The organism is Gracilibacillus suaedae, from assembly GCF_017599345.1.
GTDB classification, from domain to species: domain Bacteria; phylum Bacillota; class Bacilli; order Bacillales; family Amphibacillaceae; genus Gracilibacillus; species Gracilibacillus suaedae.
In genome coordinates, this window is record NZ_JAGFVL010000029.1 from 13,939 (window position 1) to 37,717 (window position 23,779).

Annotated in this window: 22 protein-coding genes, 1 tRNA gene and 2 riboswitches; of the genes, 21 read left to right on the forward strand and 2 right to left on the reverse strand. The window is 38.1% G+C overall.

Going from position 1 to position 23,779, the window contains the following annotated elements; genetic code table 11:
- Window positions 1-70: 70 nt before the first annotated feature.
- The 10 genes from uvrB (at window position 71) to J5J03_RS07165 (ending at window position 10,620) form a co-directional block, all read left to right on the forward strand.
- Complete coding sequence (gene uvrB, locus J5J03_RS07120; RefSeq protein ID WP_208587959.1) at window positions 71-2,056, forward strand: excinuclease ABC subunit UvrB; 1,986 nt, start codon at window positions 71-73, stop codon at window positions 2,054-2,056.
- A gap of 5 nt (window positions 2,057-2,061) precedes the next feature.
- Window positions 2,062-4,917 carry an excinuclease ABC subunit UvrA gene (gene uvrA, locus J5J03_RS07125; RefSeq protein ID WP_208587968.1) on the forward strand — a complete coding sequence of 952 codons (2,856 nt, stop codon included), beginning with the start codon at window positions 2,062-2,064 and terminating at the stop codon, window positions 4,915-4,917.
- Between the two features lie 153 nt (window positions 4,918-5,070).
- Window positions 5,071-5,424, forward strand: a complete 354-nt coding sequence (locus J5J03_RS07130) for a YojF family protein (RefSeq protein ID WP_208587970.1) — start codon at window positions 5,071-5,073, stop codon at window positions 5,422-5,424.
- A gap of 18 nt (window positions 5,425-5,442) precedes the next feature.
- On the forward strand, window positions 5,443-6,099 hold the full coding sequence (gene bshB2, locus J5J03_RS07135; RefSeq protein ID WP_208587972.1) for a bacillithiol biosynthesis deacetylase BshB2: 657 nt from the start codon (window positions 5,443-5,445) through the stop codon (window positions 6,097-6,099).
- 100 nt (window positions 6,100-6,199) lie between these two features.
- Window positions 6,200-6,397 (forward strand): PspC domain-containing protein, encoded by a 198-nt coding sequence (locus tag J5J03_RS07140; RefSeq protein WP_208587974.1) that lies wholly within the window; start codon window positions 6,200-6,202, stop codon window positions 6,395-6,397.
- A gap of 2 nt (window positions 6,398-6,399) precedes the next feature.
- Entirely contained in the window at window positions 6,400-6,741 is a 342-nt protein-coding gene (locus J5J03_RS07145) for a phage holin family protein (protein WP_208587976.1), read from the forward strand.
- Window positions 6,742-7,541: 800 nt separating this feature from the next.
- Complete coding sequence (gene hprK, locus J5J03_RS07150; RefSeq protein WP_208587978.1) at window positions 7,542-8,504, forward strand: HPr(Ser) kinase/phosphatase; 963 nt, start codon at window positions 7,542-7,544, stop codon at window positions 8,502-8,504.
- 23 nt (window positions 8,505-8,527) lie between these two features.
- A complete protein-coding gene (lgt, locus tag J5J03_RS07155) occupies window positions 8,528-9,373 on the forward strand; it encodes a prolipoprotein diacylglyceryl transferase (RefSeq protein WP_208587980.1) in 846 nt (281 codons plus the stop codon).
- Between the two features lie 63 nt (window positions 9,374-9,436).
- On the forward strand, window positions 9,437-10,078 hold the full coding sequence (gene ppaX / locus J5J03_RS07160) for a pyrophosphatase PpaX (protein ID WP_208587982.1): 642 nt from the start codon (window positions 9,437-9,439) through the stop codon (window positions 10,076-10,078).
- Between the two features lie 2 nt (window positions 10,079-10,080).
- The gene (locus tag J5J03_RS07165) at window positions 10,081-10,620 is read left to right on the forward strand and encodes an acyltransferase (RefSeq protein ID WP_208587984.1); all 540 of its coding nucleotides are present in this window, start codon (window positions 10,081-10,083) and stop codon (window positions 10,618-10,620) included.
- 73 nt (window positions 10,621-10,693) lie between these two features.
- Here J5J03_RS07165 and J5J03_RS07170 read toward each other — a convergent pair whose 3' ends face one another.
- Entirely contained in the window at window positions 10,694-11,620 is a 927-nt protein-coding gene (locus tag J5J03_RS07170) for a ketopantoate reductase family protein (protein ID WP_208587986.1), read from the reverse strand.
- 178 nt (window positions 11,621-11,798) lie between these two features.
- Here J5J03_RS07170 and J5J03_RS07175 point away from each other — a divergent pair, with 178 nt between their 5' ends.
- From J5J03_RS07175 to J5J03_RS07200, 6 genes are all read left to right on the forward strand, one after another.
- Window positions 11,799-12,797 (forward strand): tetratricopeptide repeat protein, encoded by a 999-nt coding sequence (locus J5J03_RS07175; RefSeq protein WP_208587988.1) that lies wholly within the window; start codon window positions 11,799-11,801, stop codon window positions 12,795-12,797.
- Between the two features lie 80 nt (window positions 12,798-12,877).
- The gene (gene trxB, locus J5J03_RS07180) at window positions 12,878-13,828 is read left to right on the forward strand and encodes a thioredoxin-disulfide reductase (RefSeq protein ID WP_208587990.1); all 951 of its coding nucleotides are present in this window, start codon (window positions 12,878-12,880) and stop codon (window positions 13,826-13,828) included.
- 339 nt (window positions 13,829-14,167) lie between these two features.
- Entirely contained in the window at window positions 14,168-15,049 is an 882-nt protein-coding gene (rapZ, locus tag J5J03_RS07185) for an RNase adapter RapZ (RefSeq protein WP_208587992.1), read from the forward strand.
- 2 nt (window positions 15,050-15,051) lie between these two features.
- Window positions 15,052-16,005 (forward strand): gluconeogenesis factor YvcK family protein, encoded by a 954-nt coding sequence (locus J5J03_RS07190; RefSeq protein ID WP_208587994.1) that lies wholly within the window; start codon window positions 15,052-15,054, stop codon window positions 16,003-16,005.
- Window positions 16,006-16,039: 34 nt separating this feature from the next.
- A complete protein-coding gene (whiA, locus tag J5J03_RS07195) occupies window positions 16,040-16,987 on the forward strand; it encodes a DNA-binding protein WhiA (protein WP_208588002.1) in 948 nt (315 codons plus the stop codon).
- 100 nt (window positions 16,988-17,087) lie between these two features.
- The gene (locus tag J5J03_RS07200; protein ID WP_208588021.1) at window positions 17,088-17,345 is read left to right on the forward strand and encodes an HPr family phosphocarrier protein; all 258 of its coding nucleotides are present in this window, start codon (window positions 17,088-17,090) and stop codon (window positions 17,343-17,345) included.
- Between the two features lie 264 nt (window positions 17,346-17,609).
- Here J5J03_RS07200 and J5J03_RS07205 read toward each other — a convergent pair.
- Window positions 17,610-17,682 (reverse strand) — tRNA-Arg (locus J5J03_RS07205).
- A 289-nt stretch (window positions 17,683-17,971) separates the two neighbouring features.
- Here J5J03_RS07205 and clpP point away from each other — a divergent pair.
- The 5 genes from clpP (at window position 17,972) to J5J03_RS07230 (ending at window position 23,764) form a co-directional block, all read left to right on the forward strand.
- Window positions 17,972-18,568: an ATP-dependent Clp endopeptidase proteolytic subunit ClpP gene (gene clpP, locus J5J03_RS07210; protein WP_208588023.1), complete on the forward strand. Its 597-nt coding sequence runs from the start codon at window positions 17,972-17,974 to the stop codon at window positions 18,566-18,568.
- A gap of 313 nt (window positions 18,569-18,881) precedes the next feature.
- Window positions 18,882-18,997: riboswitch (SAM riboswitch) on the forward strand.
- 73 nt (window positions 18,998-19,070) lie between these two features.
- Window positions 19,071-19,178, forward strand: a riboswitch (SAM riboswitch).
- Window positions 19,179-19,271: 93 nt separating this feature from the next.
- Entirely contained in the window at window positions 19,272-21,068 is a 1,797-nt protein-coding gene (locus J5J03_RS07215; RefSeq protein WP_208588025.1) for a PLP-dependent aspartate aminotransferase family protein, read from the forward strand.
- 28 nt (window positions 21,069-21,096) lie between these two features.
- Window positions 21,097-22,104 carry an aliphatic sulfonate ABC transporter substrate-binding protein gene (locus J5J03_RS07220; RefSeq protein ID WP_208588027.1) on the forward strand — a complete coding sequence of 336 codons (1,008 nt, stop codon included), beginning with the start codon at window positions 21,097-21,099 and terminating at the stop codon, window positions 22,102-22,104.
- Between the two features lie 58 nt (window positions 22,105-22,162).
- The gene (locus J5J03_RS07225) at window positions 22,163-23,020 is read left to right on the forward strand and encodes an ABC transporter permease (RefSeq protein WP_208588029.1); all 858 of its coding nucleotides are present in this window, start codon (window positions 22,163-22,165) and stop codon (window positions 23,018-23,020) included.
- 15 nt (window positions 23,021-23,035) lie between these two features.
- Window positions 23,036-23,764, forward strand: coding sequence for an ABC transporter ATP-binding protein (locus tag J5J03_RS07230; RefSeq protein WP_208588031.1), 729 nt, complete (start codon window positions 23,036-23,038; stop codon window positions 23,762-23,764).
- Window positions 23,765-23,779 lie beyond the last annotated feature (15 nt).

The window sequence follows — 23,779 nt, forward strand, 5'->3', positions numbered from 1 at the left end:
AATATTTGTTCGCTTTTTAATGGAATATAGTGTATAATATAAAAAGTAGTATGAGAACGGAGGTATCAAGGTGGAAGAACAAACTTTTTCATTACAAGCACCTTATCAGCCACAAGGGGACCAGCCTAAAGCGATTAAGGAGCTGGTAACAGGCATTGAGAAAAAGAAACGTCACCAGACCTTGCTCGGAGCAACTGGGACTGGGAAGACGTTTACCATCAGTAATGTGGTCAAAGAGATTAATCGGCCAACATTAGTTATTGCACATAACAAGACGTTAGCGGGGCAGCTTTACAGTGAATTTAAAGAATTTTTCCCAAACAATGCGGTTGAATATTTTGTCAGTTACTATGATTATTATCAACCAGAAGCATATGTCCCATCTACAGATACGTTTATTGAAAAAGATGCGAGCATCAATGACGAAATTGATAAACTGCGACACTCAGCAACGTCCGCACTGTTTGAACGTAGTGATGTCTTAATCGTTGCTAGTGTATCTTGTATTTATGGTTTAGGTTCGCCGGAAGAATATCGCAGCCAAGTGTTATCCTTGAGAGTAGGTATGGAGAAAGACCGAGATGAATTATTAAGAGGTCTCGTCGATATTCAATATGCTCGAAATGATATTGACTTTCAACGCGGTACATTCCGTGTGCGTGGTGATTCAGTCGAAATTATTCCAGCATCAAGAGAAGAGCATTGTATCCGTGTTGAATTTTTCGGTGATGAAATCGATCGAATCCGTGAAGTAGATGCGTTAACAGGTGAAATCATCGGTGATCGTGAGCACATTGCGATTTTTCCTGCATCACACTTCGTTACCCGAGAAGAAAAATTAAAAGTAGCAATGGAAAACATCAAAAAAGAATTACAGCAACAACTAGAAAAGTTTCGTGAAGAAGATAAATTATTAGAAGCACAACGTTTGGAACAACGAACCAATTATGACCTGGAAATGATGGAGGAGATGGGATTTTGCTCAGGAATCGAAAATTATTCCCGTCATCTTACATTAAGAGAACCTGGTTCGACTCCCTATACATTAATTGATTATTTTCCGGATGATTCCCTCATAGTCATTGATGAATCTCATGTTACCTTACCGCAAATTCGCGGGATGTATAACGGAGACCAGGCACGGAAACAGGTATTAGTAGACCACGGTTTCCGTTTACCGTCTGCTTTAGATAACCGTCCATTGACATTTGAAGAATTTGAGAAAAAAGCAAACCAACTGATCTATGTATCTGCAACACCAGGACCATATGAACTAGAACATACACCTCAGATGACAGAGCAAATAATCCGTCCGACAGGTTTATTAGATCCAGAAGTGGATGTTCGACCTATCGATGGTCAAGTAGATGATTTAATCGGTGAAATCAACAAAAGAGTCGATCGCAATGAGCGAGTGTTAGTAACAACACTTACGAAAAAAATGTCAGAGGATTTAACGGATTATCTAAAAGAAGTTGGGCTAAAAGTTGCTTACTTACATTCTGAAATTAAAACATTAGAACGAATCGAAGTCATTCGTGATTTACGAGTAGGTAAATATGATGTCTTAGTCGGTATTAACCTGTTACGGGAAGGATTGGATATTCCAGAAGTATCGCTCGTAGCGATTTTGGATGCTGATAAAGAAGGTTTCTTACGTTCTGAACGTTCCTTAATCCAAACGATGGGGCGTGCGGCTCGTAATGAAAATGGTAGGGTTATTATGTATGCTGACAGAATTACAGATTCGATGCAAACCGCTATCGACGAAACATATCGACGTCGAGAAAAACAACAGACCTATAATGAAAAGCATGGTATCATACCGCAAACGATCAATAAGGGAGTTCGCGATGTGATCCGTGCAACTATGGCGGCAGAAGATGAAGAACAATATGATAGCACAGCAAAACAAGTAAGTGAAATGACGAAGAAGGAAAAGCAGGATTTAATCGAGAAAATGGAAAACGAAATGAAACAAGCGGCTCGCGAGCTCGATTTCGAACGAGCAGCAGAGCTTCGTGATCTTGTTTTAGAATTGAAAGCAGAAGGGTGAAATAAATGGCTAAAAAATCCATTTCGATAAAAGGAGCACGTGCTCATAATTTGAAAAATGTATCCATTGATATTCCAAAGGATAAGTTAGTTGTTTTAACAGGATTATCTGGTTCAGGTAAATCATCATTAGCTTTTGATACGATCTATGCTGAAGGACAACGACGATATGTCGAATCACTCTCGGCATATGCTCGTCAATTTTTAGGACAAATGGACAAACCGGATGTTGATTCTATCGAAGGCTTGTCGCCCGCGATCTCGATCGATCAGAAAACGACAAGCCGAAATCCGCGTTCCACGGTTGGCACCGTAACAGAAATCTATGACTATATGCGTTTACTATTTGCCAGGATTGGACATCCGATTTGTCCAATTCATGGTGAGGAAATTACTTCTCAAACTGTTGAGCAAATGGTCGATCGCATTATGGATTATCCCGAACGAACGAAATTACAAATCCTTGCCCCGGTCATTTCTGGTCGTAAAGGAACACATGTAAAAGTGTTAGAGGACTTACAAAAAGAAGGATATATCCGTTTGCGTATCGACGGAGAAATGCGGGAAATTAGTGATGATATTCAATTAGATAAAAATAAGAAACATTCGATTGAAGTAGTGATCGATCGGATTGTAGTCAAAGACGGTATCACAGGTCGACTATCTGATTCCTTGGAAACAGCCTTAAAATTAGGCGATGGTAAAGTTATCGTCGATGTTATTGATGATGAAGAACTATTATTTAGCGAAAATCATGCCTGTCCAATTTGCGGATTTTCCATCGATGAATTGGAACCAAGGCTATTCTCTTTTAACAGTCCTTGGGGAGCTTGTAAAACTTGTGATGGTCTCGGTTCACAATTGGAAGTAGACATTGACCTGGTGATCCCGAACAAGGACTTAACCCTTAACCAAGGGGCTATTGCTGCATGGGAGCCGACAAGTTCACAATACTATCCGCAATTACTGAAAAGTGTTTGTAAACACTATGGAATAGATATGGATGTACCGGTGAAAAAACTGCCAAAAAAACAATTAGAGAAGATTTTGTATGGTAGTGGGAAAGAAAAAATCTATTTTCGTTATGAAAATGATTATGGCATGCTTCGTGAAAATGATATTTATTTTGAAGGAGTATTAAATAATATTGCTCGTCGTTACCGTGAAACGTCATCAGATTTTATCCGTGAGCAAATGGGAAAATATATGACAACGAAAGCCTGCCCGTCATGTGAAGGTTACCGTTTAAACGAGGAAGCACTTGCCGTTAAAGTAAATGACTTGCATATTGGTCAAGTCACAGCACTATCTGTGACAGAAGCACATCACTTTTTTACATCACTCAAATTATCTGAAAAAGATAAACAAATCGCACATATGATCATTAATGAATTAGATGATCGCTTAACATTCTTAAAAAATGTTGGTCTAGAATATCTCACTTTATCCCGTTCTGCTGGTTCGTTATCAGGTGGGGAAGCACAGCGTATTCGTCTAGCAACACAAATCGGTTCCGCATTAACCGGTGTGCTCTACGTATTAGATGAACCATCAATTGGGTTACACCAACGAGATAATGATCGATTGATCCAGACATTGGAACGTATGCGCGATCTTGGTAATACACTGATTGTTGTGGAACATGATGAAGATACGATGTTAGCGGCTGATTATTTAATTGATATTGGTCCAGGTGCAGGGGAACATGGCGGAGAAGTTGTAGCACAGGGAACTCCAAACCAAGTGATGAAAAAGAAAAAATCATTAACTGGTCAGTATTTATCCGGAGATAAGTTCATCCCAGTCCCTGCTAAACGCTCTGCTCCTGATGAACGGTTTATCGAAATCATAGGAGCTGAAGAAAACAATTTAAAAAATGTCGATGTCAAGATTCCAATCGGTATTTATACAGCAGTTACTGGTGTTTCTGGATCAGGAAAAAGCTCTTTAATCAATGAGATATTACACAAAAGTCTTTCGGCGCAACTGCATCGTGGGAAACAAAAACCTGGTAAGCATAAAGAAATTAGAGGAATCGAATATTTAGAAAAAGTTATCGATATTGATCAATCACCAATTGGCAGAACACCTCGATCCAATCCGGCAACTTATACAGGTGCATTTGATGATATTCGTGATGTTTTTGCCCGAACGAATGAAGCAAAAATCCGGGGTTATAAAAAAGGACGTTTCAGTTTCAATGTCAAAGGCGGTCGTTGTGAAGCCTGTCGTGGTGATGGAATAATAAAAATCGAAATGCACTTTTTACCGGATGTCTATGTTCCTTGTGAAGTCTGTGAAGGCAAACGATATAATCGCGAAACATTAGAGGTGAAATATAAAGGGAAAAATATTGCTGATGTTTTAGATATGACAATCGAAGAAGCAATGAAATTCTTTGAAAATATTCCGAAGATCAAACGAAAATTAGAAACCATTTATGATGTTGGGTTAGGATATATCCGTCTCGGACAACCAGCAACCACATTGTCAGGTGGTGAAGCACAGCGTGTAAAATTGGCAAGTGAATTACATCGCCGTTCAAACGGAAAATCACTGTATATTTTGGATGAGCCGACAACAGGCTTGCATATCGATGATATCTCGCGTCTGTTAGCGGTAATCGAGCGTCTAGTTGAAAATGGAGATACCGTTATTATTATCGAGCATAATTTAGATGTGATTAAAGCAGCAGACCATATTATTGACCTCGGTCCAGAAGGCGGCGATGGTGGTGGAACGATTGTCGCAACTGGCACACCAGAGAAAATCGCAGAAGTTGAGGAATCCCACACCGGAAGGTATTTAAAACCTATTTTAGAGAGAGACAAAGCTAGAATGGAAGCGAAGATAGGTAGTTAAGCATCAATGGCTGTCCCCATAAGGGCAGTCATTATTTCTACTCCAAGTTACTTACTTATTATCAGAAAAATCTTGCAATTCTGAGACAAGAACTTCTGCTGATACTATGCTAAAATAGAGGCAGAATGTTGGAAGAGGAGGAGTCCATTTTCTATGGAACCAATCGAAATCAATCAACTACAAGAATATATTGATAGTTTTGCAAATAAAGAAGTATATGTTCACTTGGAAACGACCAATGGAGCATATGCAAGCCATTTTAACCAAGATGCCTATAATGTAGGGGCATTTATTCGTAATGCTAAAGTAACATATCAGAGAGGAAAGGTAGTAGGAGCAGGAGCTACATATCGTGTTGGACTAAAGCTGGATATTGGCTGGATATATGCAGAAGGTGTTAACCAGTTCGAAGTGGATATGCAAAAGCGCCTTTTAATGGCAGGTCATGATCGTGAAGGAAGATTAATGGTTGCTTTACAAATAAGTGAATCACCATTTCAGTATTAACGAAGAGGGGGAATTATTGTGTCAGAACACGTTGTAGTTATTTATCCACATCCCGATGATGAAGCATTTGGTGCATCTGGAACGATCACAACTTTTCGAGAAAAAGGGGTTCCTGTCACCTATTTGTGTGGAACATTAGGTGAAATGGGAAGAAATATGGGGAATCCTACTTTTGCTACAAGAGAAACTTTACCTGAAATTAGAAAAAACGAATTAATCAAAGCATGTGAAGTTCTAGACATTAACTTAGAGATGCTGGGATATCGAGATAAAACTTTAGAATTTGAATCTACCGAGGAAGTAGCAGAACATCTTTTTTCTTATTTAGATAAAATTAAGCCATCATTAGTTATAACGCACTATCCGGGACATGCTGTACACCCTGACCATGATGCATTCGGTGCAGCGGCAATTAAAGCAGTAGAAAAGTTCTCTGAAAATGAACGCCCTACTGTTTGGGCACAAGCAATCAGCCGTAATCATTTGGAAGAACTAGGTGAGCCAGATATCCAGAATGATGTAAGTGAAGTGTTCACTAAAAAATTTGAAACAATCCAAGCGCATCAATCACAGGCTGATGGTATGCTCTCCAAGGTCAGAAACGAAGCTGATGATATTGTAGAAGCAACCAAACAATGGTTAGGTGTAGAATCTTTTTATACTTGGAAATTTTAAGCAAATTTCTTAGAAAAAATCATAGTATAATAACAAGGTTTAATTTGTCTCAAAGTGTGGAATTGTAATAATACGAAACTGACCTAGGAGGACTAACGATATGAATAATAAATTGTATCGTTCCGAAACTAACAAGATGGTAGCAGGAGTATTAGGAGGCATTGCAGAAGCGTCTAATTTAGATGCGACAATATTACGCTTGTTATATATTATATTGCTGATTTTTACAGCTGGATTCCCACTATTTATTTTGTATATAGCAGCAGCGTTCATCATACCTAAGAGAGGTGATTCTTAAGCATGCGCTGGATTTTATCACTTGTATTTAATGCATTAGCCTTAATGTTAATTGACTATTTATTTGAAGGCTTTATCATTGAGGGTTTTGTTGTTGCTTTGATTGCTAGTGTTATTCTTGCTATATTGAACGCTATTGTAAAACCAATTTTAGTTATACTAACGTTACCTATCACGATTATAACCTTAGGGTTATTTTTATTGGTAATCAATGCGATCACTTTATGGCTCACTCAAGCATTATTAGGTAGTAATTTCATTATCGACGGATTTGGCACTACCTTTATAGCAGCCATACTTTTCTCGATTATGAATTTAGTCATTAATAAGATAGTAAAAGATTAACCGTTATGTGGTCACATAGCGGTTTTTTTCTGCGGAATTAAGAAAGTACATTCCTGTGCCATTGCTGCATTTTAAATGAGTAAAGCGCGCTGTGAAACAGTTGGGTGTAAAGTATGATAGGTACTAGTTATTTATCCAAGTAACCATTTTGAAATTTAGTGACTGCTAGAAGAAGCTCCGGAAAAATGTTTCGCTTTCCACTGGCATGGCTTCAGCTAATTTCGTGAAGAAAATTAAATTTTCTTCACGAAATGGATCTTCAGCTCATGCTATTCCAGTAGGAGTCTACACATTTTTCCTCCGCTTTAAAATATGTTCAACAACGCTTAATACAGCTAGCATAATGGATTATTACCAGATTCAAAAGATAGACAATCAAGTAACTTGCTAATTACGTTATAGAGCAAATATTAATGAAGGCCGCCTGCTTCAACTCGAGTTCACTGTAAAAGTGTGTGAACAAAAAAGAAATAAATGCTCCAATAAAAGCAGCGTTGAGACCAAGCAATGAGCGCTTTTTTGCTCATGAGGAGGCTAAACCGGAGCTCACGGAAAGCGAAGTGTGCAGTCGGAGTGTGGGTGTGACTGCCACATTGAAGTTAGCGAACTTCATACACCGAATTTGACTGAGATGCGCAGTATTTACCTTATGCAATTAAGACATACGCTCGAATTTTTTCGAATAAATCTGTACTATATCTTTGAAAAAGTGCTACAATAGTTACATCATGGAATAAAAAAGAGATGAAAGAATGGGACAAGGACACTGTCCCTATGTTCCGAGATAAGGGGGCTTTTGTATGGCAAAGGTGCGTACACAGGATTTGTTGGATCGCTTTAAGATTGAACTGATTGCTGGTGCGGAGGGAGTTCATCGTGAGATTTTTATGAGTGAAGTTTCTCGACCGGGGATTGAGTTGACGGGTTATTTTAAATATTATCCAAAAGATCGGTTGCAATTATTAGGGAAAACGGAATTATCATATTTTTCAGAATTAACACAAGAGGAAAAAAAGGACCGTTCTTATCGTCTATGTACGGATATTACACCGGGCATTGTCGTAACAAGAGATATGGCTGTCCCAGTTGAGTTAGTGGAAGCTTGTGAAGCATCAGGTGTACCTTTGATGCGTTCACCATATAAAACAACACGTGTTATCAGTCGTATTACAAACTTTTTAGAGGCGAAATTTGCCCCTTTTACAGCAGTTCATGGTGTTTTAGTTGATATCTACGGGATTGGTGTACTGATTACTGGACAAAGTGGAGTCGGTAAAAGTGAAACAGCACTGGAATTAGTCAAAAGAGGACATCGACTTGTAGCTGATGATAGTGTCGAAATTCGCCAAGAGGACTATGACCGGTTAATTGGATCATCCCCTCCGTTAATTGAACACTTACTGGAGATAAGAGGATTAGGTATTATTAATGTCATGACATTATTTGGTGCGGGATCGGTTCGCTCTCATAAACGAATATCATTGGTTATTAATCTGGAAACATGGGATCAAAAGAAACAATATGACCGACTAGGATTAGAAGAAGAAACGATGCAAATTATTGATGTTAAAATTCCAAAAGCAACACTTCCTGTTCGACCTGGTCGTAACTTAGCTGTTATTATAGAGGTGGCTGCGATGAATTTCCGCCTGAAACGAATGGGCGTCAATGCAGCAGAAGAGTTTTCCCAGCGATTATCGAAGATGATTCAAAATGGGGAGCAAGAGGTTTCAGAATTTGATACAGATCTAGATATGGATTAATTAATGAATGGAGGAGATCAACTTTGGCATGTGAAGCTCCTGCACTTGATCCTGTTTTCCTGCAATTAGGCCCATTTTCTATCTATTGGTACGGGGTGATTATCGCATCTGGTGTCTTTTTGGCATTATGGATCGCGACAAAGGAAGCAGACCGATTAGGTGTAAAAAAGGATTATATTGTCGATTTAGTAGTATTTGCCATACCAATTGCTATTATATCTGCACGTGCATACTATGTTATTTTTGAATGGGATCGCTATGTGGAGGAACCTTGGTGGAAAGTGTTTGCAATTTGGGAAGGTGGTATTGCCATACATGGTGCATTAATTGGTGCTGTGTTAACGGCTATCCTTTATACACGAGTGAAAAAGCTATCTTTTTGGCAAATTGCCGATATCGTTGCGCCAAGTATTATACTAGGACAAGCAATTGGTCGCTGGGGCAATTTTATGAACCAAGAAGCACACGGTGGACCTATTTCAGAAGCTACATATCAAAATTTTCATCAATACTTACCAGATTTTATTATGAATCAAATGTGTATTGACGGTACGATGTATCATCCAACCTTTTTATATGAATCGGTTTGGAATATCATTGTTTTCATTTTATTAATAATCTTGCGCAAGTACCCATTGCGTCGTGGCGAAATGTTCTTGACTTATGTCATTTCGTATTCAATCGGACGTTTCTTCATTGAAGGGATGAGAACCGATAGTTTATATATTGTTGGTGATCTAAGGACAGCGCAGTTTATTTCGATTATGTTAATTGTGGGTGCAGTGCTTTTAGTACTTTACCGTCGCAAGAAAGGCTTAGCCGATAGAACGTATCAAGGTAAAAAAATAACACAAGATAAGAAGAAATAAGGAACGTTGAGCTTTTGCTATGTTCAAGCAAAAGCTCGTTTCTCGTCATTTGGAGGTAAAAGCATGAAAGTAGAAACGATTTTATTCGATTTAGATGGAACGTTAATTAATACGAATGAATTGATTATCGCTTCCTTTAGTCACACTCTGGAGAAATACGGAGATCGCACATATACGCGAGAAGAAATCCTCGATTTTATCGGACCGCCATTAGTGGATAGTATGAAAAAAGTTAACCAAGAAAAAGTAGAAGAAATGATGAAGACTTATCGGGAGCATAATTATGCCAACCATGAAAAATATGTAGAAGCGTATCCAACTGTAGTCGGTACGATCAAAAAATTGAAGGAATCAGGAGTCAAATTAGCAATTGTTACAACAAAACTGAGTGATACTGCTAAATTAGGTTTGAAGATCACCGGAATGGATCAACTTTTTGATGTGTTAATCGGACTTGATGATGTCGATAATGCCAAACCACATCCGGAACCTATTTTAAAAGCTATTGATGAATTAAAAGCAAATCCGATGACAACGATGATGGTCGGAGATAACTACCATGACATCGAAGCAGGTCATAATGCTGGTGTTCAAACGGCAGGTGTTGCCTGGACGATAAAAGGAAGAAAAGTATTAGAGGCCCATAATCCGGATTATATGTTAGAAGAAATGAGTGATCTATTACAAATCGTTGGAGTGGAATAAATATGCGCAAAACAGATCGATATCGTGTTCATGGAGCCAATAGTTTATGGCATGTCTATAAGACCGTTCCTTTCTGGAAAGTAATCAAAAATTTTATTGTAATTCAGCTTGCTAGATACACCCCTTTTTTAAAATTAAAAAATGCGATGTATCGTACTTTTTTGAGGATGGATGTCGGGAATGAAACTGCTTTTGCACTAATGGTCATGTTAGATATTATGTTCCCAGAAAAAATTCACGTCGGGAAAAATACGGTAATCGGTTATAACACCACGATTTTAGCTCATGAATACTTAATTGAAGAATATCGTTTAGGTGATGTTTTTATTGGACAAGAAGTAATGATTGGAGCCAATAGCACCATCTTACCTGGCGTGACAATAGGTGATAGCGCAATTGTCGCGGCAGGTACAGTTGTACATAAAGATGTTGAAGCGGGCACGTTTGTTGCTGGTAATCCAATGCATGTAATTTATACAAAAGAAGAAATGCAAGAACGTAAACAAAAGGATATCTTTTTTCAAAAAGCTGATGATCAATAATGTGATCATCAGCTTTTGATTGGTGCTCTGCGCTTTTATAAAGCTGGAGTGGTGTTCAGCAGGTCGATATATTTCATATTGGCCTTCTTTTTGATATCTGCGCTTTTAAAACTCCATAAATGGTTTTTAAATGGGGAATATCAAGTTGATGTTTGTTTGCTAACTCAATAGCCGTACCTTGTAAATGTTCTAATTCCACACGGAGTCCTTTGCGATAATCCTGGTGCATCGAAGAAGTCGCGTTGGTAGGTAAACTGTACAATGTTTTCCAAGCTTTTTCTAGATGTTGATCAGTCAGATCTACCTTTTCACAAGCAGCAATCTGCCTCATTTCGTGAAACAGCTGGTGAATAATATCCTTCGTTTCCTGATGTGTAAGAAGGTCACCTATCTCCATGTTACTGACGGTAGTGATTCCCGAAAATGCTGTAATAAACATATACTTATACCATATATCCGTTAAAATCTTATTACTATACTTGGAAGTCATGTTGGCGGTAGCTGAAATTTCGGCTAGTTGTTCGCAAATTTTAAACTGCCCTTCATCTAGAGGACCGAATCGAATTTCATCGATCTTGCTTGTATGTGTTACATGTCCCTTGTCATCTAATGTCGCGATAATATTGGCTAAACCTCCAAGTACTTTTTCCTTGCCAAAATGAACAGTTAACATGTCGTAATGCTTAACACCGTTGAGAATAGGTAATATATATGTATGTGGACTAACTAACTTTTTAAGTGTATCGATCACGCTTTCTAAGTGATACCCTTTTACTGACACAACGATAATATCAGTAGGTGCTGCTTGAGTTGGGTCGGTAATGATCACAGGCCTTTCGATTTGATCATCGCCGTTAATACTATTGATTTTAAGCCCATTTTCTTTTAATTGGGCAGCACGCTTGTTACGAACCACAAATTGCACATTAGCACCAGCTTTACTCCAACGAGTACCAAAATAACTTCCTAAAGCACCTGCACCAACAATTGAAATGTTCATATCATCTCCACCTTTCTATCTTCATGATACTATAACTCACTTTTTTTACACGAATGATACATTTGAAAAAAATCTTTCAATGTGGCAAAAGTGTGTTATAATGCTAAAGTCATTATATTTAAAAATGAAGGAACAATCATATAGAAAATATCGTTGGAATGGGAGGGGAATACTAAGCGTGTCTAATCCATATCAAATAGAAGGAAACATCATACCTTTCATACCAGAAGGGGATTTTTATTTTTCAAAGGGAGTTGAAGCCTTTCAAAAACGGAAATTTGACATCTCCTTAAAATGGTTTAAGAAGGCAATTGCTGATAAGCCGGATAACCCGCTTTATCAATGCCAGGCATCGATTGTCTATACGGAAATGGGCTCCTATCATTTAGCTAATCAAATATTAACAAAAGTACTGTCTACACACGGTGAAGATTATGTTGATTGCTATTATTTAATTGCTAATAATTATGCGCATTTAGGTCTCCTTCAGGATGCAGTTAAATATGCTGAATTGTATATCGAAAAAGCACCAGATGGTGAATTTACGGAGGGAGCATATTCCTTACTTGATGTATTAGATTTTAGTGAAGTGGAAGAAGACGACGATGATGAGTGGATGCTAGAGCAAGAAGATGATCTGTTAATGTATCAGGAAACAGCTTTTTATCACTTGGAACGCGAAGAATGGGAGGAAGCAATCGCCATTTTAGAAGAAATGATTGCATTGTTTCCTGAGTTTTCACAGGCAAGACATGAATATCACTATGCACTATTTTTTGCTGGTGAACGAGAAACAGCTATTACGATGGAAGAAAAATATTTAAAAGACCATCCTGATGAATTGTTCAGTTGTATGAATTTAGCTTGTTTTTATGGACACGAAGCCAATGAGGATAGGTTACAGCATTATACGGAACTGCTTGATAATATTTATCCGATTCATGAACAGCAAAAACTAAGAATTGCGGTAACATTCACTCAAATCGGACTGTACGAAAAAGCATTAAATCGATTCAAATTATTGCATAAATCAAAGCTAAAAGGCCATCCTTCCTATTATAGATGGTATAGTACTTGTCAGTATTATTTAGGAATGAAGGAAATGGCGCAACATTTATGGAATGAAGGCTGTAAGCAACATAATATCCTAGCATTGCAGACACCTCCATGGAAATGAAAGAAGTGAGCAGAATAGTAGACCTTTTATATCGAGCGTAGGATAATGGTTTTAAGATAAAGAAGAAAGGAATGACGATAATGACTGGAGAAAGAATTTATGATGTTATTATTGCAGGTGCTGGACCGGCTGGTATGACTGCAGCTGTTTACACATCACGTGCAAATTTAGATACATTAATGTTGGAAAGAGGAATTCCTGGTGGACAAATGGCAAATACGGAGGATGTCGAAAATTACCCAGGTTATGATCACATCTTAGGACCGGATTTGTCGAATAAAATGTTCGACCACGCTAAAAAGTTTGGCGCGGAATATGCTTATGGTGATATTAAAGAAGTCATTGATCATGGTGACTACAAAACAATTGTAGCCGGATCAAAGGAATATAAAACGAAAGCTGTCATTATTACAACCGGTGCACAGTATAAAAAATTAGGTGTTCCGGGTGAAGAAGAACTTGGTGGTCGTGGTGTATCATATTGTGCAGTTTGTGACGGTGCATTCTTTAAAGAGAAAGAACTGATCGTCGTAGGTGGAGGAGACTCCGCTGTTGAAGAAGGTGTGTATTTGACAAGATTCGCTAGTAAAGTGACGATTGTTCACCGTCGTGATGAATTACGCGCACAAAAAATCCTACAAGATCGAGCCTTTAATAATGACAAAATTGATTTCATCTGGGATACGATTGTAAAGTCGATCAATGAAAATGACGGTAAAGTTGGCAGTGTTACATTGTTTAATAAAAAGACTGGGGAAGAATATGAGCATAAGATAGATGGAACTTTTATCTATATTGGAATGGTGCCATTAAGTGAACCATTTAAGTCATTAGGTATTACTAATGAGGAAGGTTACATCCCGACAAATGAGAATATGGAAACAAGTGTACCAGGCGTATTTGCTGCTGGGGATATCCGTGAGAAGGATTTACGTCAAATCGTAACAGCTACTGGTGATGGTAGTATTGCAGCACAAGCAGCACAGTCATATATTGAAAATTTAGAAGAAGCTGTTAATACACCAAGCTAGTATTTGTAATCTTTTCGACATAAATACGTAATTGGAAATTAACGTGGCTGTAACACGCACGAAATATTAATTAGATATAATGTAATTAACTAATTGACCCCCTTTTTAATAAATATAAACTTGAAGGCATAGGTTTACATACCTATGCCCATTTTTTTTGTGGATGAAAATTGCTCATTATTGGAATATGCAGAAAAAACTACAATAACGACTACTAATAGACATATTCTTATTAAGTATTTTGGTGGTAGAGGGCATTTACTCCGTGTATAATAGAGGTATAAATATATGTAGTATCGTTAGTTACATAAATTTCTGAAAGAGAGGAGTGTTTAACCCATGGGGAGACAATCTGAGGAAACAAAGCTCGTTATTATCACAGGAATGTCAGGTGCCGGTAAAACAGTAGCCGTGCAAAGTTTCGAGGATCTCGGTTATTATTGTGTTGATAACCTTCCGCCAGCTCTCCTGCCTAAATTCCTTGAACTCATGAAAGACGCCACTAATAATATCCAAAAAGTAGCACTAGTAATGGACTTACGTGGTAGAGAATTTTTTGATACACTATTTGAAGCATTAGACACACTCGGACAAGAAGAATGGCTAGAAGAACATATTTTGTTTTTAGATGCTAATGACCATGTTCTTGTATCTCGATATAAAGAAACACGCCGTTCTCATCCATTAGCACATGACGGACTACCACTTGAAGGAATTCACGCTGAACGAAAAATATTGGACGAATTGCGTGGCCGCGCACAACATTTCATTGACACATCTAAATTAAAACCAAAGGAATTACGTGAAGAAATTGTACAACGCTATAGTAAAAAGGACCAAGAAATTTTTTCTGTCCATACTGTTTCTTTTGGATTTAAGTATGGTTTGCCGATAGATGCAGACTTGGTATTTGATGTCCGTTTCTTACCGAATCCACATTACGTCGAGCAAATGCGTCCGCTCACTGGTTTAAATACGGAAGTTTCTTCTTATGTATTTAAATGGTCTGATACACAGAAATTTTTAGAGAAAACGATCGACTTATTGCAATTTATGCTTCCGCAATATAAGCGTGAGGGGAAAAGCCAGCTCGTTATAGCGATTGGATGTACAGGTGGACAACACCGATCTGTTGCGATTGCAGAGCATTTGGCAAAGCATTTTCAAAAAAATTATGTCACACATGTTAGTCATCGTGATATAGAGAAACGAAAGGGATAAAAATGTCACAATCTGACCTAAAAAAAGTAGTGGTCATCGGTGGTGGAACTGGTATGCCGGTTCTGCTACGAGGGCTAAAGGAACAACCAATTGATTTATCCGCAATTGTAACTGTTGCTGATGATGGCGGCAGTTCTGGACGCTTACGATCTGAAATGGAAATGCCTGCACCAGGAGATATTCGTAACGTTATCGCCGCACTTTCTGACGTTGAGCCAATGTTGATGGAATTATTTCAACACCGATTTACAAAAGGAAATGGTCTCTCTGGACACTCGATGGGGAATCTCTTATTAGCAGCTATGACTTCTGTTACCGGAGACTTTTACAACGGAATAAAAGAGATTTCACGCGTGTTAAATGTAAAAGGGAACATTTACCCGATTGCTAATCAAAACATGTTTCTCCATGCAGAATATGAAGATGGTGAAATAGTAGTTGGGGAATCCAATATACCGAAAGCTAATAAACGGATTAAACGTGTCTTTTTAAAGCCAAACCCGGTATTGCCATTACCGGAAGCAGTCTCGGCTATTCAAGAAGCAGACTTGGTCGTGATTGCACCAGGAAGTTTATATACAAGCACATTACCTAACCTGATTGTTCCACAAATTGGTGAGGCTTTACGCAATACGAAAGCAAAAGTTGTCTATGTATGTAATGTTATGACGCAAGCTGGTGAAACGAATCATTATACTGCATCCGATCATGTACAGGCAATCATGGATCATATAGGTACAGGATGTCTGCAATCTGTCATTGTTCATAATAAAACAATCGCTCGTGATGTCCAAATGGTTTATGCTGAAGAAAATGCAGAACCGGTAAAATATGATTTCGATAAATTACGTCAGTTTGGCTTGGAAATTATTGAAGAAGATATTGTCAAAGAATTAAATCATTCCTTACGGCACGATACGGACAAAGTGGCGAAAGTGTTGTGTTCGTTAATGTAGGGGTTAGCAGTTGGCAAAGAGGGGAGGGAGAAAGTTGTCGTTTGCAGCAGATATAAAAAAAGAGTTAACGAAAATCGAAAGTGATGATTGTTGCGAACAAGCAGAATTAGCAGCATTGATTCGGATGAATGGTGCGCTCTCTTTTTCAAAAAATCATTATTCCTTAGATGTGCAAACGGAGAATGCAGCAATCGCACGTCGTATTTATACGTTAATTAAATCGATCTATCAAATACCGGTAGAATTATTAGTACGTAAAAAAATGAAATTAAAAAAAAATAACGTCTACATCGTTCGGATGAATGAAGGCGTGAAAGAAATGCTCCAAGACATGGAGATTTTAGCAGAACCATTACAATTTATTCGTACGATCTCTAAGAAGTATACGAAAAAGCAATGTTGCCGAAGAGCATATTTGCGAGGCGCATTTTTAGCTGGTGGATCCGTTAATAATCCAGAAACTTCTTCCTATCATTTAGAAATATATAATTTTCATGAAGAACACAATCAATCATTGTGTGATTTGTTGAATGAATATGAACTTCATGCACGCATTTTGGAACGTAAAAAAGGGTTTATAACATATATTAAAGAAGCAGAAAAAATTACCGAGTTTTTAAATTATATTGGCGCACATCAAGCATTATTTAAATTCGAGGATGTAAGAATTGTTCGGGATATGAGAAATTCTGTCAATCGCTTGGTGAATTGTGAAACAGCCAACTTGAATAAAACAATTGGTGCCGCATTCCGACAGGTTGAAAATATCCGTTTTATTGATAAGACGGTCGGATTGGATGCATTACCAGATAAATTACAGGAAATTGCCAAACTAAGAATGGAACATCAAGATGTATCATTAAAAGAATTAGGTGAAATGGTCTCAGGTGGTAAGATTAGTAAATCTGGCATTAACCACCGATTGAAAAAAATCGATCAATTTGCAGATCAATTACGAAAAGAAGAGTTATCCATGAAATAACAAGAGGAGGATTTTCCCTCCTCTACAATATTATAAGAATAAGATGAGCTATCCATTAGTAGAATGGAATGATAGCGCTTACTAAACGGGAGGGGTTAGCATGTTAGAGAAAGAAGTTGTTATTGCAGTAGATCCTGGGTTACAAGCAAGACCAGCGGCTCAATTTGTACAAAAGGCAAACAGTTTTACGTCGGAAATTTTTATTGAAAAAGACAATAAGCGGATCAATGCTAAAAGTATTATGGGATTAATGAGTCTGGCATTGGCCAAAGGGAATACAATAAAAATTATTACAGATGGAAGTGATGACAAGGAAGCATTAGACGAACTAGTGGCTTTTGTTGAAGGAAAAAAATAAAGATGTGTATAACACTGCTTTTCTGCAGTGTTTTTTGTCGAGAAAATATATGATTGGAATAATAACAGAAACATAGTAAGTAGCAACAGAATGAGCTGCATATCGACTATATATGGAATGATGTTGATGCAGATCGTAAAGGAAGGATGGGGAAAATGTTGCTTAAATAACAGGACTGGGAAATAAATCTACATAGAAAAGCACTTCTCCAATCCATATTGGATGTGAGAAGTGCTTTGGTTGGCGTTTACTTGTTATAAAAAGCGCGCCCGGAGGGATTCGAACCCCCGACACATGGTACCGGAAACCATTGCTCTATCCCCTGAGCTACGGGCGCATGGATCAATCAATGGAACGGGTTAATGTTCATTGTTATCACTTTCTTGAATTGGCGATTAGCGTCGTGATAAAATGCGACAAGAATAATTATAGCGAATCGTTAGTATAATTTCAATACATATAGCAAACTTTGATGATTTGATCTTAGAGGTTTAAATCGTTACAGTTAAGGGTAGGATGAAGTTAGAAAATCAAATCGTTTGACCTTTTTTGACCATTCCGTTAAGATGAAAATAGTTAGATTTCATGAATGAAAAAAAGCAAGTGTTAAAAGGAGGAAATTTTTCATGAACTTAATCCCTACAGTTATTGAACAAACAAACCGAGGAGAACGTGCATATGATATTTATTCACGCCTTTTAAAAGACCGAATTATTATGTTAGGTAGTGGCATTGACGATAATGTAGCAAACAGTGTTGTAGCGCAAATGCTATTTTTAACAGCTGAAGATCCCGATAAAGATATTTCCCTATACATCAACTCACCTGGTGGTTCGATTACTGCTGGTATGGCTATTTATGATACGATGCAGTTCATCCAACCGAATGTTTCAACAATCTGTATTGGTATGGCAGCATCTATGGGTGCATTCCTTTTAGCTGCTGGCGAGCCTGGTAAACGATATGCATTACCAAATAGTGAAGTAATGATTCACCAACCACTAGGTGGTACACAAGGTCAAGCGTCTGACATTCAAATTCACGCTAACCGTATTATTGAAATGCGTAAAAAATTAAACCAAATTCTAGCAGACCGTACTGGTCAACCACTAGAAGTAGTTGAAAAAGACACAGATCGTGACAACTTTATGTCAGCTGAAAAAGCTAAAGACTATGGTCTCATCGATCAGGTAATGGAAAAGAAATCATCAGACTTAAACTAAAGAAGCAAAAGCGACGGTATTAACGAACCGTCGCTTTTTTCGTAGAAGGAAAAGTTGCCAGTAAACCCCCCGAAGTTGCCAGTAAAATCGGAAAGTTGCCAGTAAACCCCCCGAAGTTGCCAGTAAAATCGGAAAGTTGCCAGTAAACCCCCCGAAGTTGCCAGTAATAATCAAAAAGTTGGTAGTAAACAACAGTCACTGTCGCATTTTATCTGAAATAATTTTCAGAAAACATATTGACATCATTTTGACGCCATGCTAAAGTATTAAATAACGAAAGTGAAAAGCAAGTAAACAACTCGGAATTCTATACTTCTTATCGAGAGAGGTGGAGGGATTGGCCCTATGAAGCCTCGGCAACCATTAAGTGAATCGTCCTTAATACAGGTGCCAATTCCACTAAGCGTATATGGCTTAGAGAGATAAGAGAGCGAATATATTTATTCAAGTCTCTCTATCTTTAGGATAGGGAGATTTTTTAATGACCAACTAAATAACATCACTCTTATCCAGAGAGGCAGAGGGACTGGCCCGATGACGCCCAGCAACCATTAAGCAATGGCTTAAAAGGTGCTAATTCCTGCAGGATACTTATCCTGATAGATAAGAGGAAGACTACTACTGTTATGTCAGTTAAAGCCTTCTTCTTATCGAAGAGGGTTTTTTTAATTTTCTGAATTTAAACTTGGGGAGGAAATATACAATGACTGATTTTAAACGTTCAACTTACGATCCGGAAACAATTCATCTACATGGAGGGCAAGCACCTGATCCGACAACAGGTTCACGAGCAGTGCCTATCTATCAATCTACTTCTTACGTGTTCCATGACACAGAGCATGCAGAAAGACTATTTGCACTTGATGAACCGGGAAATATTTATTCCAGAATTGGTAATCCAACTGTAGATGTTTTCGAAAAAAGAATGGCACTATTAGAGGATGGAGTTGCAGCTGTTGCAACTGCTTCAGGGATGTCAGCTATTACTTTATCGATTTTAAACTTAGCAAGTGCAGGAGATGAAATTGTCGCAGGTGTTAACCTCTACGGTGGAACGTACAATTTGTTCAATGTAACACTTCCGCGCTATGGCATTAATGTTAAATTCGTTGATCCAACAGATCCTGAAAATTTCAAAGAAGCTATTACAGATAAAACAAAAGCTGTTTATGGTGAAATCATTGGTAACCCAGGCCTACAAGTATTAGATGTCGAGAGAGTATCGGAGATCGCACATGATGCTGGTGTTCCGTTAATTATCGATAATACATTTGCAACACCATTTGGTTGCAAACCAATCACGTTAGGAGCAGACATTGTCGTACATTCTGCAACAAAATGGATTGGTGGACATGGTACATCAATCGGCGGAATTATTGTCGATGGTGGACATTTCAACTGGAATTCTGAAAAATATCCAGCATTTACTGAGCCGGATCCAAGTTACAATGGCATCCGCTATGCAGTAGATTTCGGAACACTAGCATTTATTACAAAAGTGCGAGTGCAGCTACTGAGAGACTTTGGTGCAGCGCTAAGTCCATTTAATGCTTTCCAATTGCTACAAGGACTTGAGACATTGCATATTCGTGTGGAACGACATAACCAAAACGCACAAGAGCTTGCAGAATACTTAGAGAAAAATGAAGCAGTGGAATGGGTTAGATATCCAGGGCTTGAAAGTCATCCATCTCATGAGTTAGCAAAACGAATCTTAAACAACGGGTTTGGTTCAATCATTGTATTCGGTATCAAAGGTGGACGTGACGCAGGACGTGATTTAATCAACAATGTTGCGCTATGGTCACATGTTGCAAACGTGGGAGATGCCAAATCACTGATTATTCATCCGGCTTCTACAACACATCAGCAGTTAACAAAAGAAGAGCTTGAAGAAACTGGTGTTACAGAGGAATTAGTTCGTCTATCTGTAGGGATTGAATCTGTAAGAGATATTAAAAATGACTTGGATCAAGCACTTGTGAAGGCAACAGGAATTGGTGAAGAGAAAGAAAAACAAATTGTTGTTAACGATGAAGGTATTATTAAATGGGCATTAAATTCTCCATATGAACGATACATTGAAAATGGTGAAGAAGTAACGCGCCAAAAAACATTAGCAATTGTAGGTCTCAGTGGAAAAGAAGCAAGACCAAGTTATCGTCTGGCTAGAAAAATGCAAAGACTAGGTTACAAAATCATTCCGGTCAACCCTAGAGAAACAGAAATTCTTGGCGAAAAAGCTTATCCAGACTTGAAAAGTGTACCGGTTGAAATCGACATTGTACAAGTATTCCGTAGTCCAGAAGCAGCAGTAGAGATTGCTAAAGAAGCAATAGAAGTAAATCCAAAAGTATTCTGGCTGCAAGAAGGTGTTGTCTCTCCAAAGGCAGAAGAAGTAGCGCTCGAAGGTGGCTTGCAAGTTGTTCATAACCGTTGCACATATAAAGAGGCACAGCGTTTAAGAGGAACAATTTCAACATATGCATGTGAAATTTAGAAAAAAATATGAGGGGGATGTATCTATCATGAAAAGAGTACCATTAATTGATTTAAGAAGTTTTCTTGCAATTGCAGCATTTGGAATTATTATTATTTTAGCAGTTGGCTGTTCATCCGACAGCCAAGCGGACGAAGGAAAACCATCTGAAATTCGTTTAGACTATGCTTATTATTCACCTACAAGTCTTGTATTAAAAGAATTTGGCTGGGCAGAAGAAGTATTCGGTGAAGAAGATATTGATGTAAAGTGGAAACTAAGTCAAGGGAGTAACAAAGCAATCGAATTTTTAAATAGTGACAGTGTTGATTTTGGCTCGACAGCAGGTGCAGCAGCACTTATCGCCAAATCAAATGATGTACCATTGGAAAATGTCTATATTTATTCTCAACCAGAATGGACAGCACTGGTGACTAATGAAGGCTCCGGAATTGAGTCAATTGAAGACCTGGAAGGTAAAAAAGTAGCAGCAACTTTTGGTACTGATCCATATATTTTCTTAGTTAGAGCATTAGATTCAAAAGGATTAACAATCGATGATATTGAAATAGTGAACTTACAACATGCTGATGGTGGTAATACACTTGTTAATGGTGATGTTGATGCATGGGCAGGACTTGACCCACATATGGCAAAACATGAATTAGAATCAGGAGCAGAGCTTTTTTATAGAGATATTAATCTAAATACGTATGGATTTTTAAATGTTCGTGAGGAATTTGCTGATCAACATCCAGAATATGTTGAAAAAGTAATTGAATTATATGAAAGAGCGCGTCAATGGATATTAGACAATCCGGAAGAGGCTGCAGAATTATTGGCAGAAGAAGCTGATATTAGTATAGATGTGGCAAAAATTCAGTTAGTAGAAAGAACTGATTTGTCTAATCCAATACCTGGAGATGAACATATTGAATCTATCCAAGCAGCTGGTAATGTGTTGAAAAATGCTGGAGACTTGGAAGCAGGCGATGATGTCGAAGCATTAACGAATGAACTAATCAATCCAGAATATGCAGAAGCGGTAATCGAATAAAGTAAGATTTCCATTAGTGAGGGCTTGCGAAGTTTTAGGGATTTAGGAGGGGCAAAAAATGGCTGAGCAACAAAATAACGTAACGGCTGGCTATGTTAAACCAGCACCATCAGAAGTGAGAGGGAAAAAAGCATCCATTAAGAAGAAAAAAGATTCACTGGTAAAAACCGTATTTATGGGTAGCATCATTCCTGTCCTTTTAATTATCATATGGGAGATTTTATGTCGTGCTGGTGTTGTCCCTTCTAATCAACTACCAGCACCAAGTACCATAGTTGAAAAAATTATAAGTATGGCACAGGATGGATCTCTTTGGGGGCATGTTTGGATCACAACCTATCGAGTACTTGTTGGGTTTGTTATCGGGACAGTTGCTGCGATTGTTCTCGGATCATTTGTCGGTTTTTATAAAAAGGCAGAGCAGCTTTTTGATCCGATGATTCAGGCGTTTCGCTCGATCCCATCGCTAGCATGGGTACCATTGTTTATTTTATGGCTGGGTATTGGTGAAACATCAAAAGTTACCATGATTGCAGTTGGGGTATTTTTCCCTGTCTATTTAAATATTGTTAGCGGTATATTAGGCGTAGACCGTAAATTAATTGAAGTAGGAAAAATGTACGGATTAAATACTTTACAATTGGTGAAACGAATTATTTTGCCGGCTTCGTTACCGTCCTTTTTGGTAGGGATGCGTAGTGGCTTAGGGCTTGGTTGGATGTTTGTAGTGGCAGCAGAACTGATGGGGGCAAGTCAAGGGTTAGGATTTTTACTTGTCTTTGGTCAGAATATGTCAAGTCCTGAAACTATTTTGGCAAGTATTATTCTATTTGCGATTATCGGTAAAATCACCGACTGGATTTTAAAGCTAGTAGAAGATCGTTCCTTGCATTGGCAGGATCGTTTGGAGAAATAGGAAGGAGTATTTAATATGAGTCTAGCATTAAGAGATGTCAGCCGTACATTTAATGGTACTACTGCTGTACAAAATGTTAATTTAGAAGTGCAACCGGGAGAAATTATCGGTTTGCTTGGAACTAGTGGATGTGGGAAAAGTACCTTATTAAGAGCGATATCAGGGCTAGATCCTGAATACGATGGTGAAATTGAAATTAACGGAACCGTATCTAAAGAAATTCATGATACAACAGGCTTTATTTTCCAAGAGCCAAGACTTCTACCATGGTTAAATGTGTTAGATAATGTAACATTCGGATTGACAGGCAGCCGTAAAGACAAAGAAAATAGAGCTATTGATTACTTAGAAAGCGTAGGTTTAAGGGGAAAGGAAAAGCTGTATCCTCGTGAGTTATCAGGAGGTATGGCTCAACGTGTAGCCATTGCGCGGGCATTGGTAACATCACCTGAAATTCTTCTTTTAGATGAACCGTTTAGTGCTTTAGATGCTTTCACCAAAATGCAATTACAGGATTTATTATTAGATGTTTGGAAAAAATATCAATCTACTATCGTATTAGTAACGCACGATATAGATGAAGCAACCTATTTATGTGACCGTGTTGTTATTTTAAGAGGGCAACCAGGAGAGGTAGAGAAAGAGGTTACGATAGAGCAAGAGCGACCAAGGGATCGTGGAAGTGAAGAGTTAGCACATTTAAAATCAGAAATTTTAGAATCTTTAGACTTGAGCAAACAGTAACCGGTCTTCAAGGGG

What these genes read in the sequence shown, in the direction of transcription:
- J5J03_RS07140 (WP_208587974.1), top strand. Translation starts at nt 6,200, where the DNA reads ATGAATAATAAATTGTATCGTTCCGAAACTAACAAGATGGTAGCAGGA.
- hprK (WP_208587978.1), top strand. Translation starts at nt 7,542, where the DNA reads ATGGCAAAGGTGCGTACACAGGATTTGTTGGATCGCTTTAAGATTGAA.
- J5J03_RS07225 (WP_208588029.1), top strand. Translation starts at nt 22,163, where the DNA reads ATGGCTGAGCAACAAAATAACGTAACGGCTGGCTATGTTAAACCAGCA.
- J5J03_RS07220 (WP_208588027.1), top strand. Translation starts at nt 21,097, where the DNA reads ATGAAAAGAGTACCATTAATTGATTTAAGAAGTTTTCTTGCAATTGCA.
- rapZ (WP_208587992.1), top strand. Translation starts at nt 14,168, where the DNA reads ATGGGGAGACAATCTGAGGAAACAAAGCTCGTTATTATCACAGGAATG.
- clpP (WP_208588023.1), top strand. Translation starts at nt 17,972, where the DNA reads ATGAACTTAATCCCTACAGTTATTGAACAAACAAACCGAGGAGAACGT.
- J5J03_RS07170 (WP_208587986.1), bottom strand. Translation starts at nt 11,620, where the DNA reads ATGAACATTTCAATTGTTGGTGCAGGTGCTTTAGGAAGTTATTTTGGT.
- J5J03_RS07165 (WP_208587984.1), top strand. Translation starts at nt 10,081, where the DNA reads ATGCGCAAAACAGATCGATATCGTGTTCATGGAGCCAATAGTTTATGG.
- J5J03_RS07145 (WP_208587976.1), top strand. Translation starts at nt 6,400, where the DNA reads ATGCGCTGGATTTTATCACTTGTATTTAATGCATTAGCCTTAATGTTA.
- J5J03_RS07200 (WP_208588021.1), top strand. Translation starts at nt 17,088, where the DNA reads ATGTTAGAGAAAGAAGTTGTTATTGCAGTAGATCCTGGGTTACAAGCA.
- uvrA (WP_208587968.1), top strand. Translation starts at nt 2,062, where the DNA reads ATGGCTAAAAAATCCATTTCGATAAAAGGAGCACGTGCTCATAATTTG.
- ppaX (WP_208587982.1), top strand. Translation starts at nt 9,437, where the DNA reads ATGAAAGTAGAAACGATTTTATTCGATTTAGATGGAACGTTAATTAAT.
- J5J03_RS07215 (WP_208588025.1), top strand. Translation starts at nt 19,272, where the DNA reads ATGACTGATTTTAAACGTTCAACTTACGATCCGGAAACAATTCATCTA.
- J5J03_RS07130 (WP_208587970.1), top strand. Translation starts at nt 5,071, where the DNA reads ATGGAACCAATCGAAATCAATCAACTACAAGAATATATTGATAGTTTT.
- trxB (WP_208587990.1), top strand. Translation starts at nt 12,878, where the DNA reads ATGACTGGAGAAAGAATTTATGATGTTATTATTGCAGGTGCTGGACCG.
- J5J03_RS07230 (WP_208588031.1), top strand. Translation starts at nt 23,036, where the DNA reads ATGAGTCTAGCATTAAGAGATGTCAGCCGTACATTTAATGGTACTACT.
- J5J03_RS07190 (WP_208587994.1), top strand. Translation starts at nt 15,052, where the DNA reads ATGTCACAATCTGACCTAAAAAAAGTAGTGGTCATCGGTGGTGGAACT.